This is a genomic window from Burkholderia sp. KL41 (genome assembly GCF_057005415.2).
Genome location: NZ_CM174447.1, coordinates 2,704,202 through 2,727,073 on the forward strand (window position 1 = coordinate 2,704,202; position 22,872 = coordinate 2,727,073).

At 68.9% G+C, this 22,872-nt stretch carries 20 protein-coding genes and 1 riboswitch; of the genes, 4 read left to right on the forward strand and 16 right to left on the reverse strand.

Going from position 1 to position 22,872, the window contains the following annotated elements; all coding sequences use genetic code 11:
- Positions 1–6: 6 nt before the first annotated feature.
- The 6 genes from PQB87_RS29450 to PQB87_RS29475 form a co-directional block, all read right to left on the reverse strand.
- Positions 7–522 carry a thioesterase gene (locus PQB87_RS29450; protein ID WP_174413266.1) on the reverse strand — a complete coding sequence of 172 codons (516 nt, stop codon included), beginning with the start codon at positions 520–522 and terminating at the stop codon, positions 7–9.
- A 207-nt stretch (positions 523–729) separates the two neighbouring features.
- On the reverse strand, positions 730–1,746 hold the full coding sequence (locus PQB87_RS29455; RefSeq protein WP_021157603.1) for an NADP-dependent oxidoreductase: 1,017 nt from the start codon (positions 1,744–1,746) through the stop codon (positions 730–732).
- Between the two features lie 37 nt (positions 1,747–1,783).
- The gene (locus tag PQB87_RS29460; RefSeq protein ID WP_027791012.1) at positions 1,784–2,572 is read right to left on the reverse strand and encodes an SDR family oxidoreductase; all 789 of its coding nucleotides are present in this window, start codon (positions 2,570–2,572) and stop codon (positions 1,784–1,786) included.
- A gap of 457 nt (positions 2,573–3,029) precedes the next feature.
- On the reverse strand, positions 3,030–3,620 hold the full coding sequence (locus PQB87_RS29465) for a phosphatase PAP2 family protein (protein ID WP_489243097.1): 591 nt from the start codon (positions 3,618–3,620) through the stop codon (positions 3,030–3,032).
- A gap of 81 nt (positions 3,621–3,701) precedes the next feature.
- On the reverse strand, positions 3,702–5,018 hold the full coding sequence (locus tag PQB87_RS29470) for an Nramp family divalent metal transporter (protein WP_027791010.1): 1,317 nt from the start codon (positions 5,016–5,018) through the stop codon (positions 3,702–3,704).
- Positions 4,967–6,019, reverse strand: a complete 1,053-nt coding sequence (locus tag PQB87_RS29475) for a helix-turn-helix domain-containing protein (protein ID WP_059684485.1) — start codon at positions 6,017–6,019, stop codon at positions 4,967–4,969. The genes PQB87_RS29470 and PQB87_RS29475 overlap by 52 nt, the downstream gene beginning before the upstream one ends.
- 498 nt (positions 6,020–6,517) lie before the next feature.
- Here PQB87_RS29475 and PQB87_RS29480 point away from each other — a divergent pair, with 498 nt between their 5' ends.
- Both PQB87_RS29480 and PQB87_RS29485 read left to right on the forward strand, forming a co-directional pair.
- Complete coding sequence (locus tag PQB87_RS29480; protein WP_233342748.1) at positions 6,518–7,441, forward strand: LysR family transcriptional regulator; 924 nt, start codon at positions 6,518–6,520, stop codon at positions 7,439–7,441.
- A gap of 215 nt (positions 7,442–7,656) precedes the next feature.
- On the forward strand, positions 7,657–8,058 hold the full coding sequence (locus PQB87_RS29485) for an OsmC family protein (protein ID WP_413141804.1): 402 nt from the start codon (positions 7,657–7,659) through the stop codon (positions 8,056–8,058).
- 105 nt (positions 8,059–8,163) lie between these two features.
- On the opposite strand, the gene PQB87_RS29490 is transcribed toward PQB87_RS29485, so the two are convergent.
- Positions 8,164–9,045, reverse strand: coding sequence for a Dyp-type peroxidase (locus PQB87_RS29490; RefSeq protein WP_021157611.1), 882 nt, complete (start codon positions 9,043–9,045; stop codon positions 8,164–8,166).
- 489 nt (positions 9,046–9,534) lie between these two features.
- Between PQB87_RS29490 and PQB87_RS29495 the strand changes: the two genes are divergently transcribed.
- Together PQB87_RS29495 and PQB87_RS29500 are read left to right on the forward strand one after the other, a co-directional pair.
- Positions 9,535–11,397, forward strand: a complete 1,863-nt coding sequence (locus PQB87_RS29495) for an ABC transporter ATP-binding protein (RefSeq protein ID WP_489243098.1) — start codon at positions 9,535–9,537, stop codon at positions 11,395–11,397.
- 208 nt (positions 11,398–11,605) lie between these two features.
- The gene (locus tag PQB87_RS29500) at positions 11,606–12,319 is read left to right on the forward strand and encodes a riboflavin synthase (protein ID WP_048022213.1); all 714 of its coding nucleotides are present in this window, start codon (positions 11,606–11,608) and stop codon (positions 12,317–12,319) included.
- Positions 12,320–12,333: 14 nt separating this feature from the next.
- Here PQB87_RS29500 and PQB87_RS29505 read toward each other — a convergent pair whose 3' ends face one another.
- The 9 genes from PQB87_RS29505 to PQB87_RS29545 form a co-directional block, all read right to left on the reverse strand.
- The gene (locus tag PQB87_RS29505) at positions 12,334–12,912 is read right to left on the reverse strand and encodes a hypothetical protein (protein WP_489243099.1); all 579 of its coding nucleotides are present in this window, start codon (positions 12,910–12,912) and stop codon (positions 12,334–12,336) included.
- Positions 12,909–13,547, reverse strand: coding sequence for a shikimate kinase (locus tag PQB87_RS29510; protein WP_301860688.1), 639 nt, complete (start codon positions 13,545–13,547; stop codon positions 12,909–12,911). The genes PQB87_RS29505 and PQB87_RS29510 overlap by 4 nt, the downstream gene beginning before the upstream one ends.
- 43 nt (positions 13,548–13,590) lie before the next feature.
- Positions 13,591–14,832, reverse strand: coding sequence for a voltage-gated chloride channel family protein (locus tag PQB87_RS29515; RefSeq protein WP_489243100.1), 1,242 nt, complete (start codon positions 14,830–14,832; stop codon positions 13,591–13,593).
- Between the two features lie 79 nt (positions 14,833–14,911).
- Positions 14,912–15,015, reverse strand: a riboswitch (Fluoride riboswitch).
- 97 nt (positions 15,016–15,112) lie between these two features.
- Positions 15,113–16,132: a chemotaxis response regulator protein-glutamate methylesterase gene (locus PQB87_RS29520; protein WP_059684503.1), complete on the reverse strand. Its 1,020-nt coding sequence runs from the start codon at positions 16,130–16,132 to the stop codon at positions 15,113–15,115.
- Positions 16,129–18,438: a hybrid sensor histidine kinase/response regulator gene (locus PQB87_RS29525; protein WP_059484111.1), complete on the reverse strand. Its 2,310-nt coding sequence runs from the start codon at positions 18,436–18,438 to the stop codon at positions 16,129–16,131. The genes PQB87_RS29520 and PQB87_RS29525 overlap by 4 nt, the downstream gene beginning before the upstream one ends.
- Positions 18,435–19,151 carry a chemotaxis protein CheW gene (locus tag PQB87_RS29530; protein WP_153489864.1) on the reverse strand — a complete coding sequence of 239 codons (717 nt, stop codon included), beginning with the start codon at positions 19,149–19,151 and terminating at the stop codon, positions 18,435–18,437. Before PQB87_RS29530 ends, PQB87_RS29525 begins: the two co-directional genes overlap by 4 nt.
- Before the next feature lie 46 nt (positions 19,152–19,197).
- Complete coding sequence (locus tag PQB87_RS29535; protein WP_233342743.1) at positions 19,198–20,619, reverse strand: CheR family methyltransferase; 1,422 nt, start codon at positions 20,617–20,619, stop codon at positions 19,198–19,200.
- Positions 20,616–21,131 (reverse strand): chemotaxis protein CheW, encoded by a 516-nt coding sequence (locus PQB87_RS29540; RefSeq protein ID WP_059684507.1) that lies wholly within the window; start codon positions 21,129–21,131, stop codon positions 20,616–20,618. Before PQB87_RS29540 ends, PQB87_RS29535 begins: the two co-directional genes overlap by 4 nt.
- On the reverse strand, positions 21,128–22,804 hold the full coding sequence (locus tag PQB87_RS29545) for a methyl-accepting chemotaxis protein (RefSeq protein WP_489243101.1): 1,677 nt from the start codon (positions 22,802–22,804) through the stop codon (positions 21,128–21,130). Before PQB87_RS29545 ends, PQB87_RS29540 begins: the two co-directional genes overlap by 4 nt.
- Positions 22,805–22,872: the final 68 nt, after the last annotated feature.

Here is a 22,872-nt window from a genome sequence, read left to right on the forward strand (position 1 = left end):
TCGCCGTCACGGATGACGAATGCGGATCACGACGGGCGCCACGGCGCCCGTCGCGTCATCCGCCGCGAGCGTCATCACGCCGCCATGCGGACCCACACGATACGAGTGGCCCGATACCAGCGGCATGCTTCGATCGTCGTGCGCATCGCGCCACGTTGCGCGCACACCCGACGCGGCATCCGGTACGAACGGCGCGCCGTCGGGCCCGACCAGCGCCACATGAGCCCCCGGCAAGCGCCGGCCATGTGCATCGAACCGCAGCGTGGCCACCGCCCCGCCGCTCTCCGCCTCGCGTCCCGGGGCCACCACGCCCGACCGCGCGTCGAGCGTCACGTCGTAGAGATCGACGAGCGCGCCGGCAAACCGCACGATACCGCCCGGCGCGGCATGCCCGGCCGCCATTGCATGCGACATCGCAAATGCAGCACCAAGCCCGATCGCGATCCTCGGCACAGGACTGGCGCGCCGCACCGTTCGATTGCGCGTCGCCGCCGATGCCGCCCGCTTCGCGTCGTTTCGCATGTTCACGCTCCTCTTCCGTGTAACCAGAAAAAAAGGCGACGTGACGCATCGGTCACGCCGCCATCTGCTGGCAATCACTTTAGGGAGACATGCCCCCACAATATATGAGACAAGTCCGAAACTTAGGCCCGGTTGATCGAACGCCTCGCAGTCGACACCCCCTCGCGGCAGCGTGCGAACGACATCGCACGCCGTGCCGCGGGCCGGTCACGCGTCCGGATCGACGCGCAGTACGAGCTTGCCGCGATGATCGCCGTCGAACAGGCGATTCAGCACGTCGGGCGCGTTTTCGAGACCGTCGGCAACCGTCTCCTCGGCCTTGAGCCGGCCGTCGCGCAGCCAGCCCGAGAGCGTCTGCACGGCCTCGCGGCTCTTGCGATAGTCGAGGATCAGGAAGCCGCGCATCGTCAGCCGCTTCGAGATCAGCACGCCGACGTCGTCCGCCGCCCGGCCGCTGTTGTAGTTCGAGATCACGCCGCACAGCGCGACGCGCCCGCCGATCACCATCCGCGACAGTACCGCGCGCATCACCTCGCCGCCGACGTTCTCGAAATTCACGTGCACGCCGTCCGGCGTCGCGGCCTTCAGCTGCTGACGGAAATCGTCGGCCTTGTAGTCGACGGCCGCATCGAAGCCGAGCGTCTCGGTCAGGTAGCGGCACTTGTCCGCGCCGCCCGCGATACCGACCACGCGCGCGCCGTGGATCTTGCCGATCTGGCCGGCGATCGAGCCGACCGAACCGGCTGCCGCCGACACCACGAGCGTCTCGCCCGGCTGCACCGGCGCGATGTCGGTCAGCCCGTAATACGCGGTCAGTCCGCTCATCCCGCACGCGCCGAGCAGCGTCGGCAGCGGCAGGCCCGACTGCGCGGGCAGCTTCACGAGCTGCGCGGCCTGGTCGGCCGGCACGACCGCGTAGTCCTGCCAGCCGACGAGCCCCTGCACGAGATCGCCTTCCGCGAAACCCGCGTTGCGCGACGCCACCACGCGCCCGATGCCGAGCGCGCGCATCACCTCGCCGATCGCCACCGGCGGCAGGTATTGCGGCACGTCGCTCATCCACACGCGGTTGGTCGGGTCCATCGACAGGTACAGCACGCGCACGAGCACCTCGCCGTCCGCAAGCGCCGGCACGGGCGCTTCGACGAGCGAGAAATGTTCGCGGCCGACCCGCCCTTCCGGGCGCGTCTTCAGCAGCAGTTGGCGGTTCACGGGTGTGGACACGATGTTCTCCTCCGGTCGTTGGTGTTCGGGATGCGCGTCAGACCGCGCACATGCCGCCGTCGATCACGAGTTCGGCGGCCGTCACGAAGCGGCTCTCGTCGGACGCGAGGTAAACGGCCGCGTGCGCGACGTCGTCCGGCTCGCCGAGCCGGCGCAGTGGAATGCCGCGCGCGAGCTTGCGCGTCGCGTCGCGTTCGCCGAGTGTCTGGAACAGCGGCTCGACGATGCCCGTGCGGATGAACGCCGGGTGAATCGAGTTGCAGCGCACGTCGAGCTCGCGGCGTGCGCAGTCGATCGCGACCGACTTCGTGAGCGACGCGACGGCCGCCTTCGACGCGTTGTACGCGGTGAAATCCGGCTCGACCTTGAACGCGGCGACCGACGAGATGTTGATGATCGATGCGGGATGGCTTTCCGCCAGATACGACAGCGCATGCTTGCAGCCGAGCACGATGCTCTCGACGTTGATCGCCATCACGCGCCGCCATTCGTTCAGCTCGATTTGCGCGGGCGAACCGATCGAGCCGACGCCCGCGTTGTTGACGAGCACCGACAGCCCGCCCATCGCGTCGACCGCCTGCGCGAGCAGCGCCTGCCAGCGCGCTTCGTCGCGCACGTCCTGCGTCGCGGCGAACGCGACCGGCGTCGCATGGCCTGCGTTGAGTTCCTGCGCGAACGCGTCGAGCACCGCCGCGTCGGCGATGTCGGTCACGAACACGCGTGCGCCCTGCTCGACCATCCGGCGCGCGATCGCGCGGCCGAGGCCGCCCGCGGCGCCCGTGATGTATGCGCACTTGCCGGCAAGGCGCGAAGAAACGACTGTCATGTGACCTGCTCCTATCGTGAATCGTCGTCGCGGAACGCTGCCGCGACGGATGTTCCGTGCCGGTTTCCGCCAGCGCGGGCCGGTTGACCGTGCGTCGCCATCACGAGGCGCCGCACGGTTTCCGCGAGTATATCGAGATGAGCGTGACGCGCGCCGGACACGCCGGGCAGCCTGCCCCGGTTGAACGACAGCCAGCGTACGCGAATGCCGCCGATCGATGAAATGAATCTTCGTTATGCCCGGTCATAGGCCCGGCTCATGACCTTCGCGTATCGGCACGCACGCGCAAGCCGCGCGGCCGGTCACGCTGACCGGCCGGTTCGTCGAATCGTGTCATGGCGAGGGTCGCGTTCCGCGCAGGCGAGGAAGCAATCGGGAAGACGGGCGGCGTGGAATCGTGCAACCGCCGGGGGAATGCGGCAGGAAAGCGGCGCGGGGGCGCCGCGGCCGGCGACCGTCAGAAGCCGTCGCCCGACGGCGCGCGCACGAACGCGCAGAGTTGCGGCGAATGCGTGTCGATCATCTGCTGGAACGGCGCGCGGTGCCCGTACGCGATGCCGGACACGAGCAGCAGGCAGACGGCCGCGACGCGCCGCGAGAATGCGCGCTGCCGCACACCGTCGTAGCCGCGCAGGAACACCAGCGCGACCAGCGCGCCGAGCATCCAGCCGACGATCACTTCAGGAACGGTATGCGAATGATCGAACACGCGCGCGACGGCCGTGACCGCGCCGATGGCCAGCCCGGCCGCGATGCCGGGCACCTTGCCCGGCCGGAACGCCTGCCACAGCATCGACAGCGCGACGGTCCACACCGACGTCGACAGCATCGTATGGCCGCTGATCACGCGGAAATCGAATTGCGGAAGCTCGATGCCGCACCCGGCATACAGGATCTTCGTGGCGCCGACGACGCTCATGCCGGCGGCGAGCAGCACGCCCCAGCGGGCGGCGAGGCGCCAGTCGGTCAGCGCGAGCCAGGCCGCGCAGGTCAGCGCGATCGGCAAGGTCAGCGCGGCATCGCCGATGTTGCTGATTTCACTCCACATAACGGACTTCGGACGACGATCGAAAGGCCGCAGTTTACCGCATGCACGCCGCGCGACTGTGTCAGCCTGTGACAGGCTGTATCAGCCCGCGACACCAGTAATCAGCAGCAGGTTCGTACCGGTGATGACGACGAACAGCGCCCACGCGGCGGCCTGCATCCCGCGCCCGATCGTGTGCTCGCCCATCGTGTTGCGATCGCTGACCGAGCGGATCAGCGGCCACATCGCGAACGGCAGCTGCAGGCTCAGCAGCACCTGGCTCCACACGAGCAGTTTCCCGACCGAGCCGTCGCCGAGCCACAGCACGCCGATCAGCGCGGGCACGAGCGCGAGCCCGCGCGTGATCAGCCGGCGCTGGTAGCACGGAATCTTCGTATGCAGGAAGCCGTCCATGATCACCTGGCCGGCGATCGTGCCGGTGAGCGTCGAGCTCTGCCCCGACGCGAGCAGCGCGATGCCGAACAGCAGCGCGGCCGCGCCGCCCGCGATCGGCGTAATCAGGTTGTAGGCTTGCTCGATGTCGGTCACGTTGTGCTGGCCCGTCGCATGGAACGCCGCGCCCGCGACGATCAGGATCGCCGCGTTGACGAGCATCGCGACGAACAGCGACACGCAGGTATCGATGCGCACCAGCGCGAGCGTGTCGCGGATCACCCCGCGCGCGCCGCCGACCACGCGCCGCGTCTGCACGACCGACGAATGCAGGTACAGGTTGTGCGGCATGATCGTCGCGCCGACGATGCCGAGCGCGAGCACGATCGCGTCCTTGCGGTCGTGGCCCGGATCGCCCGGCACCAGCCCGCCGGCCACCGCGTGCCAGTCGGGCGGCGTGATCGCGACCTGCGCGACGAAGCAGAACGCCATCGTCGCGATCAGCGCGAGCACGATCGCCTCGATCTGCCGGAACCCCTTGCCCTGCAGGCCGAGCACGATCACCGTGTCGAGCGCGGTCAGCACGATCCCCCACGCGAGCGGCACGCCGAGCAGCAGCTTGAACGCGAGCGCGCAGCCGAGGACTTCCGCGATGTCGCACGCGATGATCGACACCTCGGCGGTCACCCACTGCACGATGCGGCCAAACCGCCCGTAGCGGTCGTAGCTGGCCTGCGCGAGATCCCTGCCCGCCACGAGGCCGAGCCGCGCCGCGAGCATCTGCAGGAAGATCGCCGCGAGGCTCGAGAACGCGACGACCCACAGCAGCGAATAACCGAACTGCGAGCCGGCCTGGATGTCGGTCGCCCAGTTGCCGGGGTCCATGTAGCCGATCGCGACCAGCAGGCCGGGGCCGAAGAAGCGCTTGAGCTTCTGCCAGCGCGGCGCACCGGCATCGATCGTGATGCTGCCCTTTACTTCCGACGGGCAGAAAGGGGCGGTGGCGGTGGTGGGGAGGAAGGACATGGAAACCGGGGATCGAAATCGCGACAGGACGATTCTACGGGTATCCGTCCGGTTTTTTCCCGCGCGGTGGCACACGTGGTGCATTGCCCCCCGGCGCCGTCGCAGGCCTCCCCGTGCGCATCGGGCGTCGGCGCGCCGCGGGTGAGGATCCGTTCTCGCTCGGAAACGCGAAATTCGGTCGGCGACATCAGCATGCGCTGGCGGAACAGCTTCGCGAGCCGCTCGCCGCTGCCGAACCCGGTGCGGCGCGCGACCTTGTCGGCCGGCAGCGTCGTGTGGACCAGCATGTGGCAGGCGCGCTCGAGCCGCACGTGCTGGACGAATTCGGTCGGCGTCACGCCGATCTCCTTCTTGAAGCGCCGCAGGAAATTGCGCTCGCTCATCGCGGCGGCCTGCGCGGCGTTCGCGATCGAGATGCGGCTCACGCTCTGCGCGCGCAGCCGCTGCGCCGACATCCGGATCGACGGGCTCGCGCTCAGCTCGCGAAAGGCCCACATCGACTGCGCATAGCGTTGCTCGACCGGCCGCAGCATGTTGCTGGCGATCTCCTGCGCGGCGCCGTCGCCGAGATCGACGCGGAACATGTCGAGCACCGCGGCGAACACGTCGGCTTCGCCGGCCTGCAACTCGACCGTCGTGGCGACCCGGCGGCCGGCCCGGCCCGGCCGCCCTTCGATCGCCGCCGACGGTCGCTGCATGGCCGCGAGCGTCGGCAGGTCCATCGCGTCGACGATCCAGCGCGCATGGCGGCGAATGTCGGTGAGGCGACGCTGCAATGCGTCGTCCCAATTGACGGCCGCACGGTCGCCGTGAAGATGAAAGAACGCGAGCGCGCGGCGACCGTGCTCGTCGCCGAGTGGATCGGCCGCGATGCTCACGCCGGACGACGACTGCAACAGCCCCCCGCTTTCGGATACGTACTTCAACTGGTAGTCAGCACTGTATGCGTGCAGACGATTCGCCAGGTTGAAAGCCTCGCCAATACGCGCGGCCTGGGCCAACGAAAACCCCGTACTCAAATAGATAACGACCCACCTCTGATCTGCTGCATTCACTGGCCAAGCCCCCGACTTGTTTCGACTTCTTCTAATACCGTCGAACTGTCAGGCTTATATTTGGTTTGAATGCGTGCGACAGGACGGCTATCCCGAAATATGAAGCGACGGCATCTTAGCCGAACGGGTCGCGGCTTTGGCGCGAAATGGCCGACGTGGACAGCATGATGGCGGATTACTACAGGCTGCCAGGGGTTGCTGGCGGGCCGGTGCGGAATTGCACGGGCCGATATCGCCAATTGTTGCGATCGTGTACATCGAAATCCGCGCATTTTCATGACGACGAATTGCGGCGGTTATCCGGATAAATGCACAGCCGAATATCGGCGCAACCGATATCCCCATGTATTCAATGCCGTCGATCGCCACGCAGGAAAGCCCGCGTATCCGTTGCCTGCTCATCCTTTAGAATCGCTCCACCATTCATCACGCCACCCGCGCCCCGTGCCCGCCGACCATCGTCTCGACCTGAACCTGTTTCGCGTGCTCGACGCCGTCTACGTGCATGGCGGCATCGGCGCGGCCGCCCGCGCGCTGCATCTCACGCAGCCGGCCGTCACGCACGCGCTCAACCGGCTGCGCGCGCATTTCGACGATCCGCTGTTCGTGCGCCAGGGCAACCGTGTTGTCGCAACCGAACGCACGCGCTCGATCATCACGGACGTGCAACTGCATCTGAAGGGCCTGCAAGGCACCGCGCGCGCGCCGTCGGCATTCGATCCCGCGACGCTCGACCTGAGCATCGCGGTGGGCATTCGCGACGTGCTCGAATCGATCGCGCTGCCGCGGATCGTCGCGGCGTTCGCCGACGAAGCGCCGGGCCTGCGGCTCGTGAGCCGGCGCATCGCGGTAGCCGGGATCGAACGCGAACTCGCATCGGGCAATCTCGATCTCGCCATCGATCGCCGCGTGCCGACCGGCCCGCGCATCGCCACCGAACACCTGCTCGACGATTCGCTCGTCGTCGCACTGCGCCGCGATCATCCGCTTGCGCGCGAGCCGTTGCGGCGCGGCGACTATTTCGCGGCGCGGCATGTCGCGGTGTCGTCGCTCGGCGAGCCGCAATCGCTCGACGTGCTGCTCGGCAACGACGGCCGCTTTCGCGATATCCGGCTCACCTGTCAGCACTATTTCGCCGCGTGCCAGATCGCCGCGACCGGCAACCTGCTGGTCACGCTGCCGCACACCTATGCGTTGCGGATGGCCGCGATGCTGCCGATCGTCGTGCGACCGCTGCCGTTGCGGCTCAAGCCGTTCCCGCTCCTCGCGTACTGGCACGAATCGCGCGACGCCGATCGCGCGCACCAGTGGGTACGCGAGCGCATCGCCGCGCTCGTGCGCAGCAGCGCCGGCGGCGCGGACGCGTAGCCGCATCGCGCGCGCGCGCCGTAGCCGTAGCCGTAGCCGTAGCCGTAGCCGTAGCCGTAGCCGTAGCCGTAGCCGTAGCCATCGCCATCGCCATCGCCATCGCCATCGCCATCGGGGCGGTATGCTGACGGCTGCGCGCCGCCGCGCGGCGCCCACTTTCCGCTTCCCGGCTCCCTTATTCCCTTTTTCCTTTTCCCGCTGACCGGAGACTTGCCATGTCGCTCATCCACGCCGCCGCCGTCCTCGACGCCGATGCGCCCGATTACGTCGTCCAGCTTCAGGCCGGCACCCACGCGCTGACCGGCGACGAAGCCCCACGCGAGGGCGGCCAGGATCGCGGGCCGGCGCCCTATGAATTCGTGCTGGCCGGCCTCGCGCAATGCACGGCCGCGACGCTGCGCATGTACATGCAGCGCAAGGCGTGGCCGGCCGTGCGTATCGACGTGCGCACCGAGCTGCATGCCGATCGCGACGGCACGCAGTACGTGCGCCGTGTCGTGACGCTCGACGGCCCGCTCGACGATGCGCAACGCCAGCGCCTCGCCGAAATCTGCGAGAAGACGCCGGTCACGCAGTTCATCAAGCGCGGCACGCGGATCGACACGACGTTGAACTGACACGCAACGCACACGACACACGAGCGCCGCGCAAACCGCCGCGCAAAAGGAAACGGGGGGCCGCGCACGATGCGCGGCCCCCCGTTCGTCGATTCCGCCAGGCGCTTACAGTCCGAGCGCGGACAGGTCGAGCTTGCCGTCCTTCATCGGCGGGCACCAGAAATACGCGCCCGTCAGCGGCCGCGTGAAGCGGAACAGGCCGTCGACGATCCCGTCTTCCGCGCCGCTCATCCGGCGCATCTGCACGTCGAACGCGCGGAACGAGCAGCCGAACGCCACGAAGTAGAGGCCCGCGCGGCGCGCGTCCGACCACGGCGACGAACGGCGCAGCATGAACGCTTCGGGCTCGAAGCTTTCCTGCGCGGTGCGCTTCACGTGCGCGAACTCGGGTGCGTCGTCGAGTTCTTCGTTGTCCGAGCGGCGGCGCCCGATGATGTTGTCCATGTCGCCCGACGGAATGCGCTCCATCTGCTCGAAGTCGTGCAGCCATTGCTGGACCGCGACGAAGCTCGCACCGTCGAGCCCCGCGCCCTGCCCGGTCACGATTGCCGCGGCCACGGCTTCGTCACCTTCGGGGTTCTCGGTGCCGTCCTCGTAGCCGGACAGGTCGCGATCGTTCGAATAGCGGAAACCGTCGACCGCATCCTGCAACGCGAACGCCGGCGCCAGCGCGCGTTCGATCGCCCGCGCGCGCAGCACGATCTCGCCGCGATCGTCGCCGCGCAGCCAGACCCACACGTCGGCCGGCGTCGCCGGCAGCGTGCGGTCCTTCACCGCGAACGCCGGGAATCCGGTCAGGCCCGGCACCGGGTGCCCGAGGTGCGCCGCCAGCGCATGCCCGAACCCGACGACCGTGTCGCGTCCGTCGACGATCTCGCGCAGCGCGGCCAGCGCCGCCGCCACATTGCCGTCGTTCGACATCGTGAAAGTGAGGTATCGGGCCGCCGTATCGATCGGGGTCAGGATGCCTTGCTGAACGTCGCTCATCGTTTCCTCAGGAATGTATCGTGGTGAATCTGCGAGGGCCGCGGCGCGGTGCGCCGCAAACGTCGAAGTGTAATCGATGCGTGTGTCGGCCCCTGCGCTGCCGCACTGTGGAAGGCCCGCAAAAGAAGGGCCAAAGCCCTGAATACTAACCGTATCGACGCTGCAACGCCGCATTCGTCAGACGTTGCGGGGCGCCCGGCACTGCTGATAGAATCTTTCCACGTCTTTTCGGCGTCCTTTCAACCGTTCACTTCAGGGGAGGTGCAGATGTTCCGAATGCCAGCAACCTTCCCGAACGTGGTCCCACGGCGCAGCTGATCCAGCCCGCCGTCCGCGCCGGCTCCCGAGTTTTCCGCTAACCCGTCAGCCGCGCCGTTTCCCGACAGCCCGTTTCGTTTCGCCGCACGGTTTCCGCGCGGCCCGGCTGTTGCGTTTTCGATGTTCGCCCAACCGGAAAGCCCCGTCGCGCGATGCGCCGGGCAACGATAAATGACCAGAAAAACCCCCCATCTGGGCGGCCAGGCATTCCAGGCCGTCTTCGGCTTCACCTTCCGTTACTGGCGCAAGCAGCCGGCCCGCACCGCCACGGTCGCGAGCCTCGCGCTGCTCGCCGCGCTCGCCGACGTGCTCACGCCGCTGTTCGCCGGCCGCCTCGTCGACGCGCTGTCGACCGGGCTGACCGACCGCGCCGCCGCGTGGCATGCGGCCCTCGTCGCATTCGGCACGCTCGCCGCGCTCGGCCTCGGCGCGACGGTGCTGCGACAAGGCGTCTACCTGAACATCATCACGCTCACGCTGAAGATGATGAGCGAGATCGCGGCCGCGTCGTTCCATCGCGTGCAGCGCTTCTCGACCGACTGGCACGCGAACAGCTTCGCGGGCTCGACCGTGCGCAAGATCACGCGCGGCATCTGGGCGCTCGACCTGCTGAACGACACCGTGCTGATCGCGCTGTTGCCGTCGGTCACGATGCTCGTCGGCGCAACCGTGCTGCTCGGCACGCACTGGCCCGTGATGGGGCTCGTCGTCGGCGCGGGTTCGCTGCTGTACATCACGGTGACGGTTGCGGTGTCGCTCGGCATCGTCGCGCCGGCCGCCCGGCTCGGCAACCTGTGGGATACGCGCATGGGCGGCGCGCTCGCCGATGCCGTGAGCTGCAACGCGGTCGTGAAGGCGTTCGGCGCGGAAACGCGCGAGGAAGCGCGGCTCGCCCGCGTGATCGGCAAATGGCGGCAACGCACGCGCCGCACGTGGGTGCGCGGCACGCTCAACGGCGGGTTGCAGGGCGCGATGCTCGTCGCGATGCAGGCGGCGATGATCGGCGTCGCGCTGCGGCTGTGGGCAAACGACGAGGCGAGCGTCGGCGACATCGCGTTCGCGCTGACGATGTTCTTCATGCTGCAGGGCTACCTGCGCGACGTCGGCATGCACATCCGCAACCTGCAGCGCTCGGTGAACGACATGGAAGAACTCGTCGCGCTCGAACGCCAGCCGCTCGGCATCGACGATCGTCCCGGCGCGCCGGCCATCCGGATCGGGCAAGGCGAGATCCGCTTCGAGCACGTGACGTTCCGCTACGGCAATCATCCGGTGCCGCTGTACGACGATTTCTCGATGCGCATCGCGCCGGGCGAGCGGGTGGGCCTCGTCGGCCACTCGGGGTCGGGCAAGACGACGTTCATCAAGCTGATCCAGCGCCTGTACGACGTGTCGGGCGGCCGCATCACGATCGACGGCCAGGACATCGCGCAGGTCCGGCAGGATTCGCTGCGCAGCCAGATCGCGATCGTCCAGCAGGAGCCCGTGCTGTTCCACCGCACGCTCGCCGAGAACATCGCGTATGCACGCCCCGACGCGAGCCGGGCCGACATCGAGCGCGCCGCGCGGCTCGCCAGCGCGCACGACTTCATCGCCGCGCTGCCGGACGGTTATGACACGCTGGTCGGCGAACGCGGGATCAAGCTGTCGGGCGGCGAACGCCAGCGGGTCGCGATCGCGCGCGCGTTCCTCGCCGATGCGCCGATCCTGATCCTCGACGAAGCCACGTCGAGCCTCGACAGCGAAAGCGAGCTGCTGATCCAGCAGGCGATGGAGCGCCTGATGGTCGGTCGCACGACGCTGGTGGTCGCACACCGGCTGTCGACCGTGCGCGCGCTCGACCGGCTGCTGGTGCTCGACCGCGGCAAGGTGATCGAGGAAGGCAGCCACGACGCGCTGATCCGGATCGACGGCGGCATCTATCGCCGGCTGTTCGAGCGGCAGGCGCTGGAACTCGCGAAGGGGCTCGCCGATTCGCCGCGACGCACGGCGGACAATCATGCCGGGCCGCTCGGCGAGCCCGCCGAGGCGTGACGCAAGAAGGGCGCGACGCGCGCCGGTGGTGCGGCCATCACCGCCGGCGCGCGTCGACAAATGGATCCGGATCGAGGCCGTGCCAGGTGCACGGCCTTTTTTTCGGCCGCGAATTCCGCCCGCCCCGCCGGAAGCCGCGCGCCGCAAGGCCGCCTCTCCCGGTATCCCTTATCATGTGGGCCAGCAAGTTTGCGACAAGGGATCGACCATGTTTACAGGAATTGTCCAGGGCGTTGCCACCATCAAGACCATCGCCGACCACGGGGAACTGAGAACCTTCAGCATCGAATTCCCGGAACGGTTTACCGACGACATCGAGATCGGCGCCAGCGTCTCGGTCGACGGCGTCTGCCTGACGGTGACGACCATCCATTCGCCGGAACTGATCGACTTCGACGTGATGCTGCCGAGCCTGAAAATCACCACGCTGGCCGACCTCACGACAGGCGCGCGGATCAACGTGGAGCGGGCCGCGAAGGACGGCGCGGAGATCGGCGGGCATCCGCTGTCCGGCCATGTCGACTTCACCGGGACCATCCGGCACATCGCATCGTCCGAGCATAACCGGATGGTGCGCATCGGCGTGCCGGACGCATTCAAGCGGTACGTGTTCGCAAAGGGCTATATCGCGATCAACGGCTGCAGCCTGACGGTGTCCGACGTCAACCGCGACGAAGGCTGGTTCGATGTCTGGCTGATTCCCGAAACGCGACGCGCGACGACCTTCGATGCGAAAGGCGTCAACGACACGGTCAACATCGAGATCGAACGCAGCACGCAGGTGGTCGTGGACACGATCCGGGAATCGGTCAAGGAAACGCTCGGCGAACTGAACGGTGTCGTCACGGCGTTGCTGGCCGAAAAGGGCATCGATATCGAGGAACTGCTGGCGCGCCATGTCGCGCGCCTGCCGAAGCCGTAACGGATGCCGGCGCGCTAGGTGATCCGCTGGATCACCGAGTACCGGCCGCCGTCGGAAAACACCTCGACCCACGGCTCCGCTTCCTCGAACGTCCAGAGGACGAGATCGAGATCGACCGGTTCGTCGTCGTCGGGCCAGTGCATGTTCCACCCGCCCACGACAGCGACCACCCCGCCCGTGTAGAGCGGGCATTGCGCCATCCACTCACGCTCGTAGTCGTGTGCCGCGATGCCCTTGAAGTTGCCGTTGAATCCCCAGTCGCGTTGCCAGCCGTGCACGTCGAGATAGGCGTCGATCGCGGCTGAGCCGAAGCGGAACACCGCTTCGACCGGCGGGAGCGACGTAGCGTCGGACCGGCACAGCGGGCGTTCCGACCGCACGGGTTGCGCGGCGGGTTCCACGCGGCCCGATGTCCCGCCTTCGTCGAGATACACGTTCAGCCAGATGCCGTCCCGCTCGACGGAAACGCACGGCGCGCCTGCTTCAACGCCATGCCAGTAGCCGGTGACGGGTTCACCGCCACTCGCGAAGCGGTATTGACGGCATGGCCTGGCGAGGCGCCGCGCTTCGATCAGAAAGTCTTCCAGCGTCATTGAATGTCGTGCTCCCGGTTTCCGGCACCGCGGGTGCCGCATGGATGCGTCGGGCCGTCGCCCGCGACCGGACACGGATCATGTTCACTCGACGGCATCGACGCCACGATGAAGCGTTCGATGTCGCCCGCCACGTGTTCGGGCGTGCCGTCGCTCGAGAACCGCCTGCAGTTCAGGCGCATGAAGGCGGGAAACCGGTCGCGGATCTTGCGCATCTCGTCGGCTTCGTTCGCGTTCAGATAAGGCCGGGACATTTGCCGGGCCACGATCGTTTTCGCGCAGCGCTCGAGATCGAACGAAGGCAACAGGAGCGCGGTCAAGCCGTCCTCCTCGATGTCACGGCGAAGTGCCGGATAGGCCGGCGCGACATCGTCCGGATACAGCATGAACCCGGACGACACCGCGCAGATCGCAGGCGCCGACAGGTCACGCTTGAGTTGCTCGTACAGCCGGACGTTGTGCGACGCATACTCGGCATAACCGCGCTCCCGGATGAAATCGGCAATGTTCCCGTGCTCCGCCAGGAAGCATCGATCCACATCGACGAACCGCCAGTTCAGGCGCTCCGCGACGATCGCGCCGACCGTGGTCTTGCCGGCGCCGCCCGGTCCGATCAGATGTACCAGCAACGACACCTTCCCCCTCCCGCAAGCACCGCATCACCTTTCCTCGCCCGTGTCATTCGGCTTCGGCCTGCGCGCCCTTGCCCACCGCCACGCGCTGCGCGCGATAAATCCCCGCGTGCCCCGAGAACAGGTACGCAACGACACACGCGACGATCGCATACACGCCGATATCCGCCCCGAACAGTTCGATCGCCATGATCGTCGACGCGATCGGCGTGTTGGCCGCGCCCGCGAACACCGCGACGAAGCCGAGCCCCGCGAGCACGGGCACCGGCAGCGCCAGCACCTGGCCGAGCGCGTTGCCGAGCGTCGCGCCGATATAGAACAGCGGCGTCACTTCCCCGCCCTTGAACCCCGACGCGAGCGTGACGACGGTGAACGCGAACTTGCCCGCGAAGTCGTAGAGCGGCAACGGGCCGTGAAACGCGGCCTCGATCGTCGGGATGCCGAGGCCGAGATACTGCGGCACGTTCAACGCGGTCGCAGCCGCGGCGACCAGCAGGCCGCCGAGCACCGGCTGCAGCTGCGCATAACGGATGACGCGGCGGAACCACGCGGTCAGCGCATGCGTCGCGAACGCGAACAGCCGCCCGACCACGCCGAACGCCACGCCCGCGACGACCGTCACGGCCAGCCCCGTCGCCGACACGGCCGGCACTAACGGAATCGCATAGGCCGTGTGATGCACGCCCCACGCGCGACACACGACGTCCGCGACGATCGCCGACGCGACACAGGTCAGCAGCGCGTCGTACCGCACGCGCCCGATCGCCAGCACCTCGAGCCCGAACACGGCGCCCGCGAGCGGCGTGCCGAACACCGATGCGAAACCGGCCGCGATGCCGCCCATCAGCAGCACGCGGCGATGTTCGCGATCGAGACGGAACACGTGCGTGACGCGATCGGCGAGCGCGCCGCCCATCTGCACGGCCGTGCCCTCGCGGCCGGCCGAGCCGCCGAACAGGTGCGTGACGACGGTCGCGACGAGCACGAGCGGTGCCATCCGTTTCGGCACGAGCGCCTTCGGGTCGTGGATCTCGTCGATCAGCAGGTTGTTGCCGCGCGCGACGGACTGGCCGAAGCGATGGTAGATCCAGCCGGTCGCGAAACCGGCCGCCGGCAGCCCCCACAGCAGCCACGGATGCGCGACGCGCGTGCCGGTCGCCCAGTCGAGCGCGATCAGGAACAAGGCGGAAGCCGTGCCGGCCAGTGCGCCAAGCAGGGCCGAGAGCGCGAGCCAGCGGCATACGTAGCGCACGGTCGCGAGAAGATCGGCAGAAGTCGTGAAGAACATGATTTCCAGATTCGACGGAACATCAAAACCTGGGCGGCAGAATACCGCATGGACGGCCTGCGACCTCCTGACGACCCAGGAACACGCAGGCATCATCAGCCGGGCTTACCGGCGGTTGAGGGCCGCACCGTGCGCAACGCGCCGCGTACGACCGCAGGGAGGCATGCCATCTCCGCAGGCCGCCATTGTACGCGAGTACGCGACGCCCCGCGCCGCCCGCAATGCGGCCGCCGGCGCAGCGGAACGGGACGGGACGGCGTCGCCGGCCCGTTGAACGCCGTCAGTCGCGCAGCGGACGCGTGATGCGTGAGATCAGCTGGGGCGCAATCCGTTCGAGCGGCAGGATCGCCGACGCCGCCCCGATCGCGGCGGCCGCCTTCGGCATTCCGTACACGGCGCTCGTCGCTTCGTCCTGCGCGATCGTGTGGCAGCCCTTCGCGCGCATCGCCTTCAGGCCGAGCGCGCCGTCGCGCCCCATGCCCGTCAGCAGCACGCCGAACGCTTCGCCCTGCCAGCCGTCGGCGACGCTGTTGAAGAACACGTCGATCGACGGCCGGTACGGTGTCTCGACCGGATGCCGCGTATAGCCGAGCACGCCGCGCGGCGACAGGTAAAGGTGATCGTTGGTCGCCGCGAGCAGCACCTCGCCGGCCTGCGGCACGCTGCCCTGCCGCGCGACGCGCACCGGCAGCCGCGTATAGCCGTCGAGCCACTCGGCCATCCCGAGCGCGAACGCCTGGTCGACATGCTGGACGATCACGATCGCCGCCGGAAAGTCGGCCGGCAGCGCGCGCAGCAGCGCCGTCAGCGCGGTCGGCCCGCCCGCCGACGCGCCGATCGCGACGAGCGTCGGCTGGCCGCGCTCGGGCGCGGGCCCCGGCGGCACGAGCGCCGCGGAACGGCTTTCGAGCAGCCGGCCGATCTGGTCGATCTTCGCGAGCAGCGCCTGCGGCGACCCGTCGGCCGACAGCCCGAGCGCGAGCGTCGGCGTGTCGACCGCGTCGAGCGCACCCGCGCCCATCGCCTCGTAGACCGACGACGTGTTCGCGCTGACGCTCGCCGTCACGATCAGGATCGCGCAGGGCGCGCGCGCCATGATCCGGCGCGTCGCCGCGACACCGTCGACCTTCGGCATCACTAGATCCATCAGCACGAGATCGGGCGGATGCGCGACGCAGAAATCCACCGCCTCGTCGCCGTCGGTCGCGACCCACAGCACGCGATGGTCGGTGCGCAGCGCGATCACGCGGCGCAGCGCCTCCACGGCCAGCGGCAAGTCGTTGACGATGCCGATGTTCATCCTCGCGCGTCCCCGATCAGGTCGTGCACGGCGTCGAGCAGCGCCTCGTCGTGGAAGCTGCTCTTCGCGAGGTAGTAGTCGGCGCCCGCATCGAGCCCGCGACGGCGATCCTCGTCGCGATCCTTGTACGACACGATCATCACCGGCACGCGCTTGAGCATCGGATCGCCCTTGATCAGCGTGACGAGTTCGATGCCGTCCATGCGCGGCATGTCGACGTCCGTGACGACGAGATCGAACGCATCGCTGCGCACCGCGTTCCAGCCCTCCATCCCGTCGACCGCGACCGTCACGTCGTAGCCGCGCTTTTCCAGCAGCTTGCGTTCGAGCTCGCGCACCGTCAGCGAATCGTCGACGACGAGCACGCGGCGGCGCCGGTCGGCCAGCGCCAGTTGCGGGTCGCGCGTGAGCCGCGCGAGCTGCCCGCCGCGCACGAGCTTGTCGACCGAGCGGATCAGGTCCTCGACGTCGACGATCAGCACCGGGTCGCCGTTCTCGAGCAGCGCGCCGGCCGCGATGTTCTGGATCTTGTGCAGGCGGCTGTCGAGCGGCTGCACGACGAGCATCCGCTCGCCGAGGAAGCGGTCGACCGCGACGCCGTACAGCTCGGGTTCCCCGCCGACGACCACGACCGCCGTGCTCGTGCGCGCGACGTCGGGCTCACCCGCGTCGAGCAGCTGATGCGCGGCGACGAGGCCCGCGCGCCGGCCGTCGAACGGGAAATGCGGCTGCCCTTCGAGCACGTCGATATCGTCGTGCGAGAGTTCGAGCGTGCGGCGCACGTGCGCGAGCGGGAACGCATACGGCTCGCCACCGACCTCGACGAGCAGGCTGCGGATCACCGACAGCGTGAGCGGCAGCTGCAGCACGAAACGCATGCCCGCGCCCGGCTCGTTGAAGATCCGCACCGCGCCGCGCACGCCGCGCACCATCTCCTGCACCGCGTCGAGACCGACGCCGCGGCCCGACACGTCGGTCACCGCATCGCGCATCGAGAAACCCGGCAGCAGCAGGAACTCGAGCAGTTCGGGATCGGACAGCCGCGCGGCCGTCTCGTCGTCGGTCAGGCGCTGGCGCACGACGGCCGCGCGCAGCGCGTCCATGTCGACGCCCGGGCCGTCGTCGATCACGCTGACCAGCAGCGAGCCGGCACTGTGGCGCGCCTCCAGCGTCACGCTCGCCTCGGCCGGCTTGCCGCGCGCGCGCCGCGCCTCCGGCGAATCGACGCCGTGGTCGATCGCGTTGCGCAGCAGGTGGCCGAGCGGCGCGTCGAGCAGGTCGAGGATGTCTCGGTCGACCTGCGTGCCCTCGCCGACGATCGAGAAACGCACCTGCTTGCCGAGCGAACGCGCGAGATCGCGGACGATGCGCGGGTACGCACGCGTCGCGTCGCCGAACGGCCGCATCCGGCATTGCAGCGCCTCGTCGTACAGCTGCTCGGCGATATGCGTGCTGCGCCGCTCGAAGCGGTCGAATTCGTCCATGCGCTCGGCGAGCGAGCGCTGCAGGTCGTTCAGCATGTGCCGGACTTCGTTCATCGACGCGAGCATGCCCGCGTCGAGATCGTCGGCGAACTGTTCATACATCAAATCGAGCGAGCGGGCTGCGTCGCGCTGGGCGCGCTTCACGCGCAGCATCGATTCGGCGAACGGCTTGAGCCAGCGCGATTCGACCAGCGATTCGCCGGACAGGCTCAGCAGCCGGTTCAGCGTATCCGCGCGCACGCGGCGCATCGCGCCGGCGCCGGCCACGCGGCCGGCCTGGGCCGGATCGGGCACCGCGCCCGAGACCGCAAGCGGCGGCACCGCGGCACTCGCCCCGACGGGCTCGTTCGCGGCACCGTCGTGTTCGCGATACGGCACGACCGTCGGCGGCGCCTGCGGCGGGACGGCGCCCGACACCTGCATCGTCTGCGCGCCGTCGGCGCCCGTGAGCGCCGCCGCGAACACGTCGATCTCCGTCTGCGTCACCGGCTGCGCCTGCGGATCGCCGACGCGCACCAGCAAATCGACGCCCGCCAGCAGCACGTCGACGTGCGTGGCCGTCAGCGCGATCGTGCCGGCCTGCGCGGCGACGAAGCACTCCTCCATCCGCCCCGCGATGTCGACGCCGAGCGGCACGCCGACGATGCGCGCGGCCCCCTTCAGCGAATGCGCGGCGCGCATGCATGCCTCGAGCGCGACGGAATCGGGCTCGCCCGATTCGAGCGCGAGCAGCCGCTCGGACAGCGCCTGGGTCTGCGTGCGCGTCTCCTCGCGATACAGCTCGAGCAGCGACAGGTGGCTCAGGTCGTCATCGCCGCTCATCGCATGCTCCGTGTGACTGCGTCGAACAGGCGGTCGTCGTCGAGCAGGCCCACCGACTTGCCGCGCCACGACAGCACGCCGCGCGACAGGCCGGCGCTCGCGCGCCCGACCGTGGCCGGCACGGGCACCCAGTCGGATGCGCCGAAACGCAGCACGCCCTCGACTTCGTCGACCGGAAACACGACCGGCTCGCCCTGGTGCGCGGCGACCAGCAGCCGCGTGAAGCGGCCGTCGTCACTGCCCTTGCCGCCCTTGCCGCCCTTGCCGACATCGAGTCCGAGCAGCGCGCCGATCGAGATCGCGATGCGCAACGTGCCGCGGATGTTGACCACGCCGCGCACGGCCGAATTGCGGCGATGCGGCAGCGAATGGATCGGGCGCGTGCCGGCGATCTCGCGCAGCACGCCGATCGGCAGCGCGAGCCATTCGTCGGCCACGCGGAACGCCAGCGCCGCATGGCGCGTATCGGCGTCGGCGTCGCGCACGTGCGGCGCGCCGGGCGCGCTCATCCGGCGCGTGGCGTCGGCCATCTCGGCCGCGTCGAGCGGGCGCTCGAGCAGCTTCGCCGCGTGATACGCGTACACCGGGCAGTTCAGGCAGCGCAGGCACTCGTTCAGCCGCTCGCACGTGCGGTCGCCGCGCGTGCCGATCCGGTTCCAGCAATCGTCGACGTCGATCGTCGTCTCGTCAATGGCAGCGGCGGCGCGGTTCATGAATTCCTCTGGTCATCGCGGTGTCGGTCCCCAACCCGTAGTCTTGTCAGCCGGCCGAGCGCCGTGCACGCTCGAGCAGCCATTGCGCGCCCGCGCGATCGCCGCCGACGTCGAGCAGCGTCGCGAGATGGGTCAGCGCTTCGTGATGCGTGGGCCGCAGGTACAGTGCCTTCCTGTAGAAGTCGCCGGCTTCCGATGCTCGCCCGCGCGCATCCGCGATCAACCCGTTCAGGTAGAACGCATCGGCATGCGGCCCGACGCGCGCCGAGAACTGCGCGAGCACGCGCTCGGCCTCGTCGAACGCGCCGGCATTCGCCAGCGCCTGTGCGTCTTCCAGCGTCGGCGCGGGGCCTTCGGCCACCGGTGCGCCCGTTGCAACGGGCGCAACCGGTTCGGCCGCCACTGCCGGCAGCTCGGCCCGTGCGTCGAACGCGGCCGCGTGCATGGCCGGCGGCGCTGCCGCGAACGGCTCGCGTGCGTCGCCGAGCCAGGCCCGCGGCGCGACCGCCAGCACCGGGCGTGTCGCCGCGGGCGGCGCGACCGTGAAGCGCTCCGCGCGCCGGTACGGCGCCGCCGCCACGGACAGCGGCGCCGCCGGCCGGGCCGCGTAGGCATCGGGCGCCGCGCCGGCGGGCTCGCGATGAAACGCGAATGCCAGCGGCACGCGCGCCGAGCGCATCCCGTGCCGCATCGCGACCCCCGTCTCGGCCGGCCCGACGAACAGCACGCCGTCGTCGGCAAGACGCTCGCCGAGCGAGCGGATCACGCGATCCTGCGCATCGCGATCGAAGTAGATCAGCACGTTGCGGCAGAACACGAAATCGTAGCGAAGGCCCGTGTCCACCGCCGGTTCGACGAGGTTCGCCTGACTGAACTGCACACAGGCGCGCACGCGCTCGTCGAGCAGCCAGCCCTCGCGGGTCGGCGTGAAGTGCCGCGCGCGAAACTCCGTCGCGGTGCCGCGGAACGCGTTGCGCCCGTAACAGCCGAGCCGCGCCTGCTCGATCGCGCGCGTGCTGAGGTCGATCGCGTCGATCGTGAAACTGGCCGGGTCGAGCCCCGCGTCGAGCAGCGCCATCGCCGCCGAAAACGGTTCCTCGCCCGTCGAGCACGGTGCGCTCAGCACACGGATCACGCGGCCGGGCAGCGCCGCGAGCCGGTCGGCCGCGAGCCGCGCGAGCGTCGCGAAGGCCTCGCGGTCGCGGAAGAACCAGGTCTCGGGCACGACGAACAGCTCGATCAGCGCACGCCGTTCGTCGGCCGATGCGTTGAGCTGCTGCCAGTAGGCGTCGAGCGCGTCCTGCGTCACGGGCGGCCGCGCCGCCGACGACAGGCGCTCGCCGTCCGCCTGCAGCGCGTGCACGCGCTCCGTGAGCGCGCGGGTCAGGAAATCGTTGCCGAGCGAATCGGGGTCGATGCCGGTCTCGCGCAGCAGCCAGCCGCGAAATCGCGATTCGGACTCTTTCATGCGGACTCCCCCCTGTGGCCCGGCAGGCCATCGTCGAACAGATACAGGCGTGCAACGTCGTCGATCAGGTCGGCAACCGATACCTGCTGCACGACGCCGTCGGGCGTATTCGCGACGGGCCCGAGCCAGCGCGTGCGCGCGGTCGAGATGCCGCTCGCGCGAAACGCCGCGCGATCGATCCGCATCGTCTGCGTCGCACGCTCGACGATCAGCCCGATCGTGCGCTCGCCGCCCGCCTCGTGCGCCCGGTAGCGGACCATCACGAGCCGCGTCGAGCGCAGCGCATGCGCGCGGCGCCCGAGCGCCAGCATCGGCACGTCGATCACCGGCACCGGCTGGCCACCGCGCATCAGCAGCCCGGCAATCCATTCGGGTGCGCCGGGCACGGCCTTCGTGACCGCGAGCGGCAGCACCTCGTCGATGCCGGCCGCGTCGAGCGCATAGCGTTCGCCGTCGAGCTCGAACATCAGGAACAGCGCATGCGCGCCGTTCTGCGTGTCGGCGCGCGTCACGCGTCGACCTTGAAGCGCGACACGCTGGTGCGCAACTGGTTCGCGACGAGCGTCAGGTCGTCGATCGCCTGCGACGACTGGCGCAGCGACTCGGCCGTCTGCTGCGCGGCCTCCGACAGCTGCGACAGCGCCTGCGTGATCTGCTCCGCGCCGTTCGCCTGCGTCTGCATCCCTTCGTTGACCATCTGGAAGCGCGGCGAGAGCGTCTGCACCTCGGCGATGATCTGCGACAGCTGCCCGCCGACCTGCTGCACGTCGAGCATCCCCCGGCGCACTTCCTCGGAGAACTTGTCCATCCCCATCACGCCCGCCGATACCGCCGACTGGATTTCCTTCACCGTCTGCTCGATATCGTAGGTCGCGACCGCCGTCTGATCGGCGAGGCGGCGGATCTCGGTCGCGACGACCGCGAAGCCGCGGCCGTATTCGCCGGCCTTCTCGGCCTCGATCGCGGCGTTCAGCGACAGCAGGTTGGTCTGGTCGGCCACCTTGGTGATGGTCGCGACCACCTGGTTGATGTTCAGCGCCTTCTCGTTGAGGATCGCGAGCTTCGCGTTCACCGAGCCGGCCGCGTCCATCACGCTGCGCATCGTCTCGCCCATCCGCGTGAGCCCGCTCTGGCTCACGCCCGCGAGTGTGGCCGACTGCTCCGCCACGCCGGCCACTTCGTTCATCGTGCGCACCAGGTCGCGCGACGTCGCGAAGATTTCGCGCGAGGTCGCGCCGATCTCGGTCGTCGTCGCCGCGGTTTCGTTCGCGGTCGCCTGCTGCTCGCGCGACGTCGCCGCGATCTCGGCGACCGACGTCGTCACCTGCAGCGACGACTGCTGCGCACGCGCGACGAGCTCGGTCAGTTCGTCGGCCATCCGGTTGAAGCCCGTCTCGAGCGTGCCGAATTCGTCACGGCGGCGCAGGTCGAGGCGGCGCGTCAGGTTGCCGGTACGCATCACGTCGTGCACCTCGACGAGCCGCGCCATCGGGACGGTGACCGAACGGTACAGCATGTTGCCGAACCCGAGCGCGGACAGCAGCATGATCGCCAGTGCGGTCGCGAGCACCACCTCGGTGTCCTGCACGGATTCACGGATCAGCTTCGCCGACTGATCGGCGAACTTGCGGTTTTCCTGCACGAGGATATTCGCATTGCGCACGACCTCGGCCCATGCGGGCTGCACCTTCACATACCCGGCGACCGCATCGTCGTGCGATTGACGGTGCCGCTGCACCGCTTCGTTCAGCAGCGGCAGGTAGTGGTCGTAGGTGCCCCGGAAGGTCGCGAAGCGCTGCCGGTCGTCGTCGCGAAATATCGAGTTCTGGTACTCGACCGACAACGAATCGATGTCCTTCGCCGCCTCGGCGATCTTCGCGAGATCGCGCTGGACGCTTTCGGGATCGGTCTCGACGAACGTCGCCTGCTGCAGCAGCATGAACGATTCATTCACTGCGCCGCGCAGCGACGACGCGAGGTAGACGCCGGGCAGCGAATCGCGCTCGATGCTGACGGCTTCGCTGTTGATCGCACGCAATCGCTCGTAGGACACGCCGGCTGTCACCAGCATCAGCACGAACAGCACGCCGAAGCTGAGCAGGATGCGATTGCCGAGCGTCAGCCGGGCAGCGCCGATCGTCGGATGCAGGCTTTCATTGGTCGCGCGGGGCGTCACGGTGGCCATGTTCGTTATGGGCTTTCTAATATCAGCGTTGAAAAAATCCGCGCCCGCCTGCGCGCCGGACGGCGCGC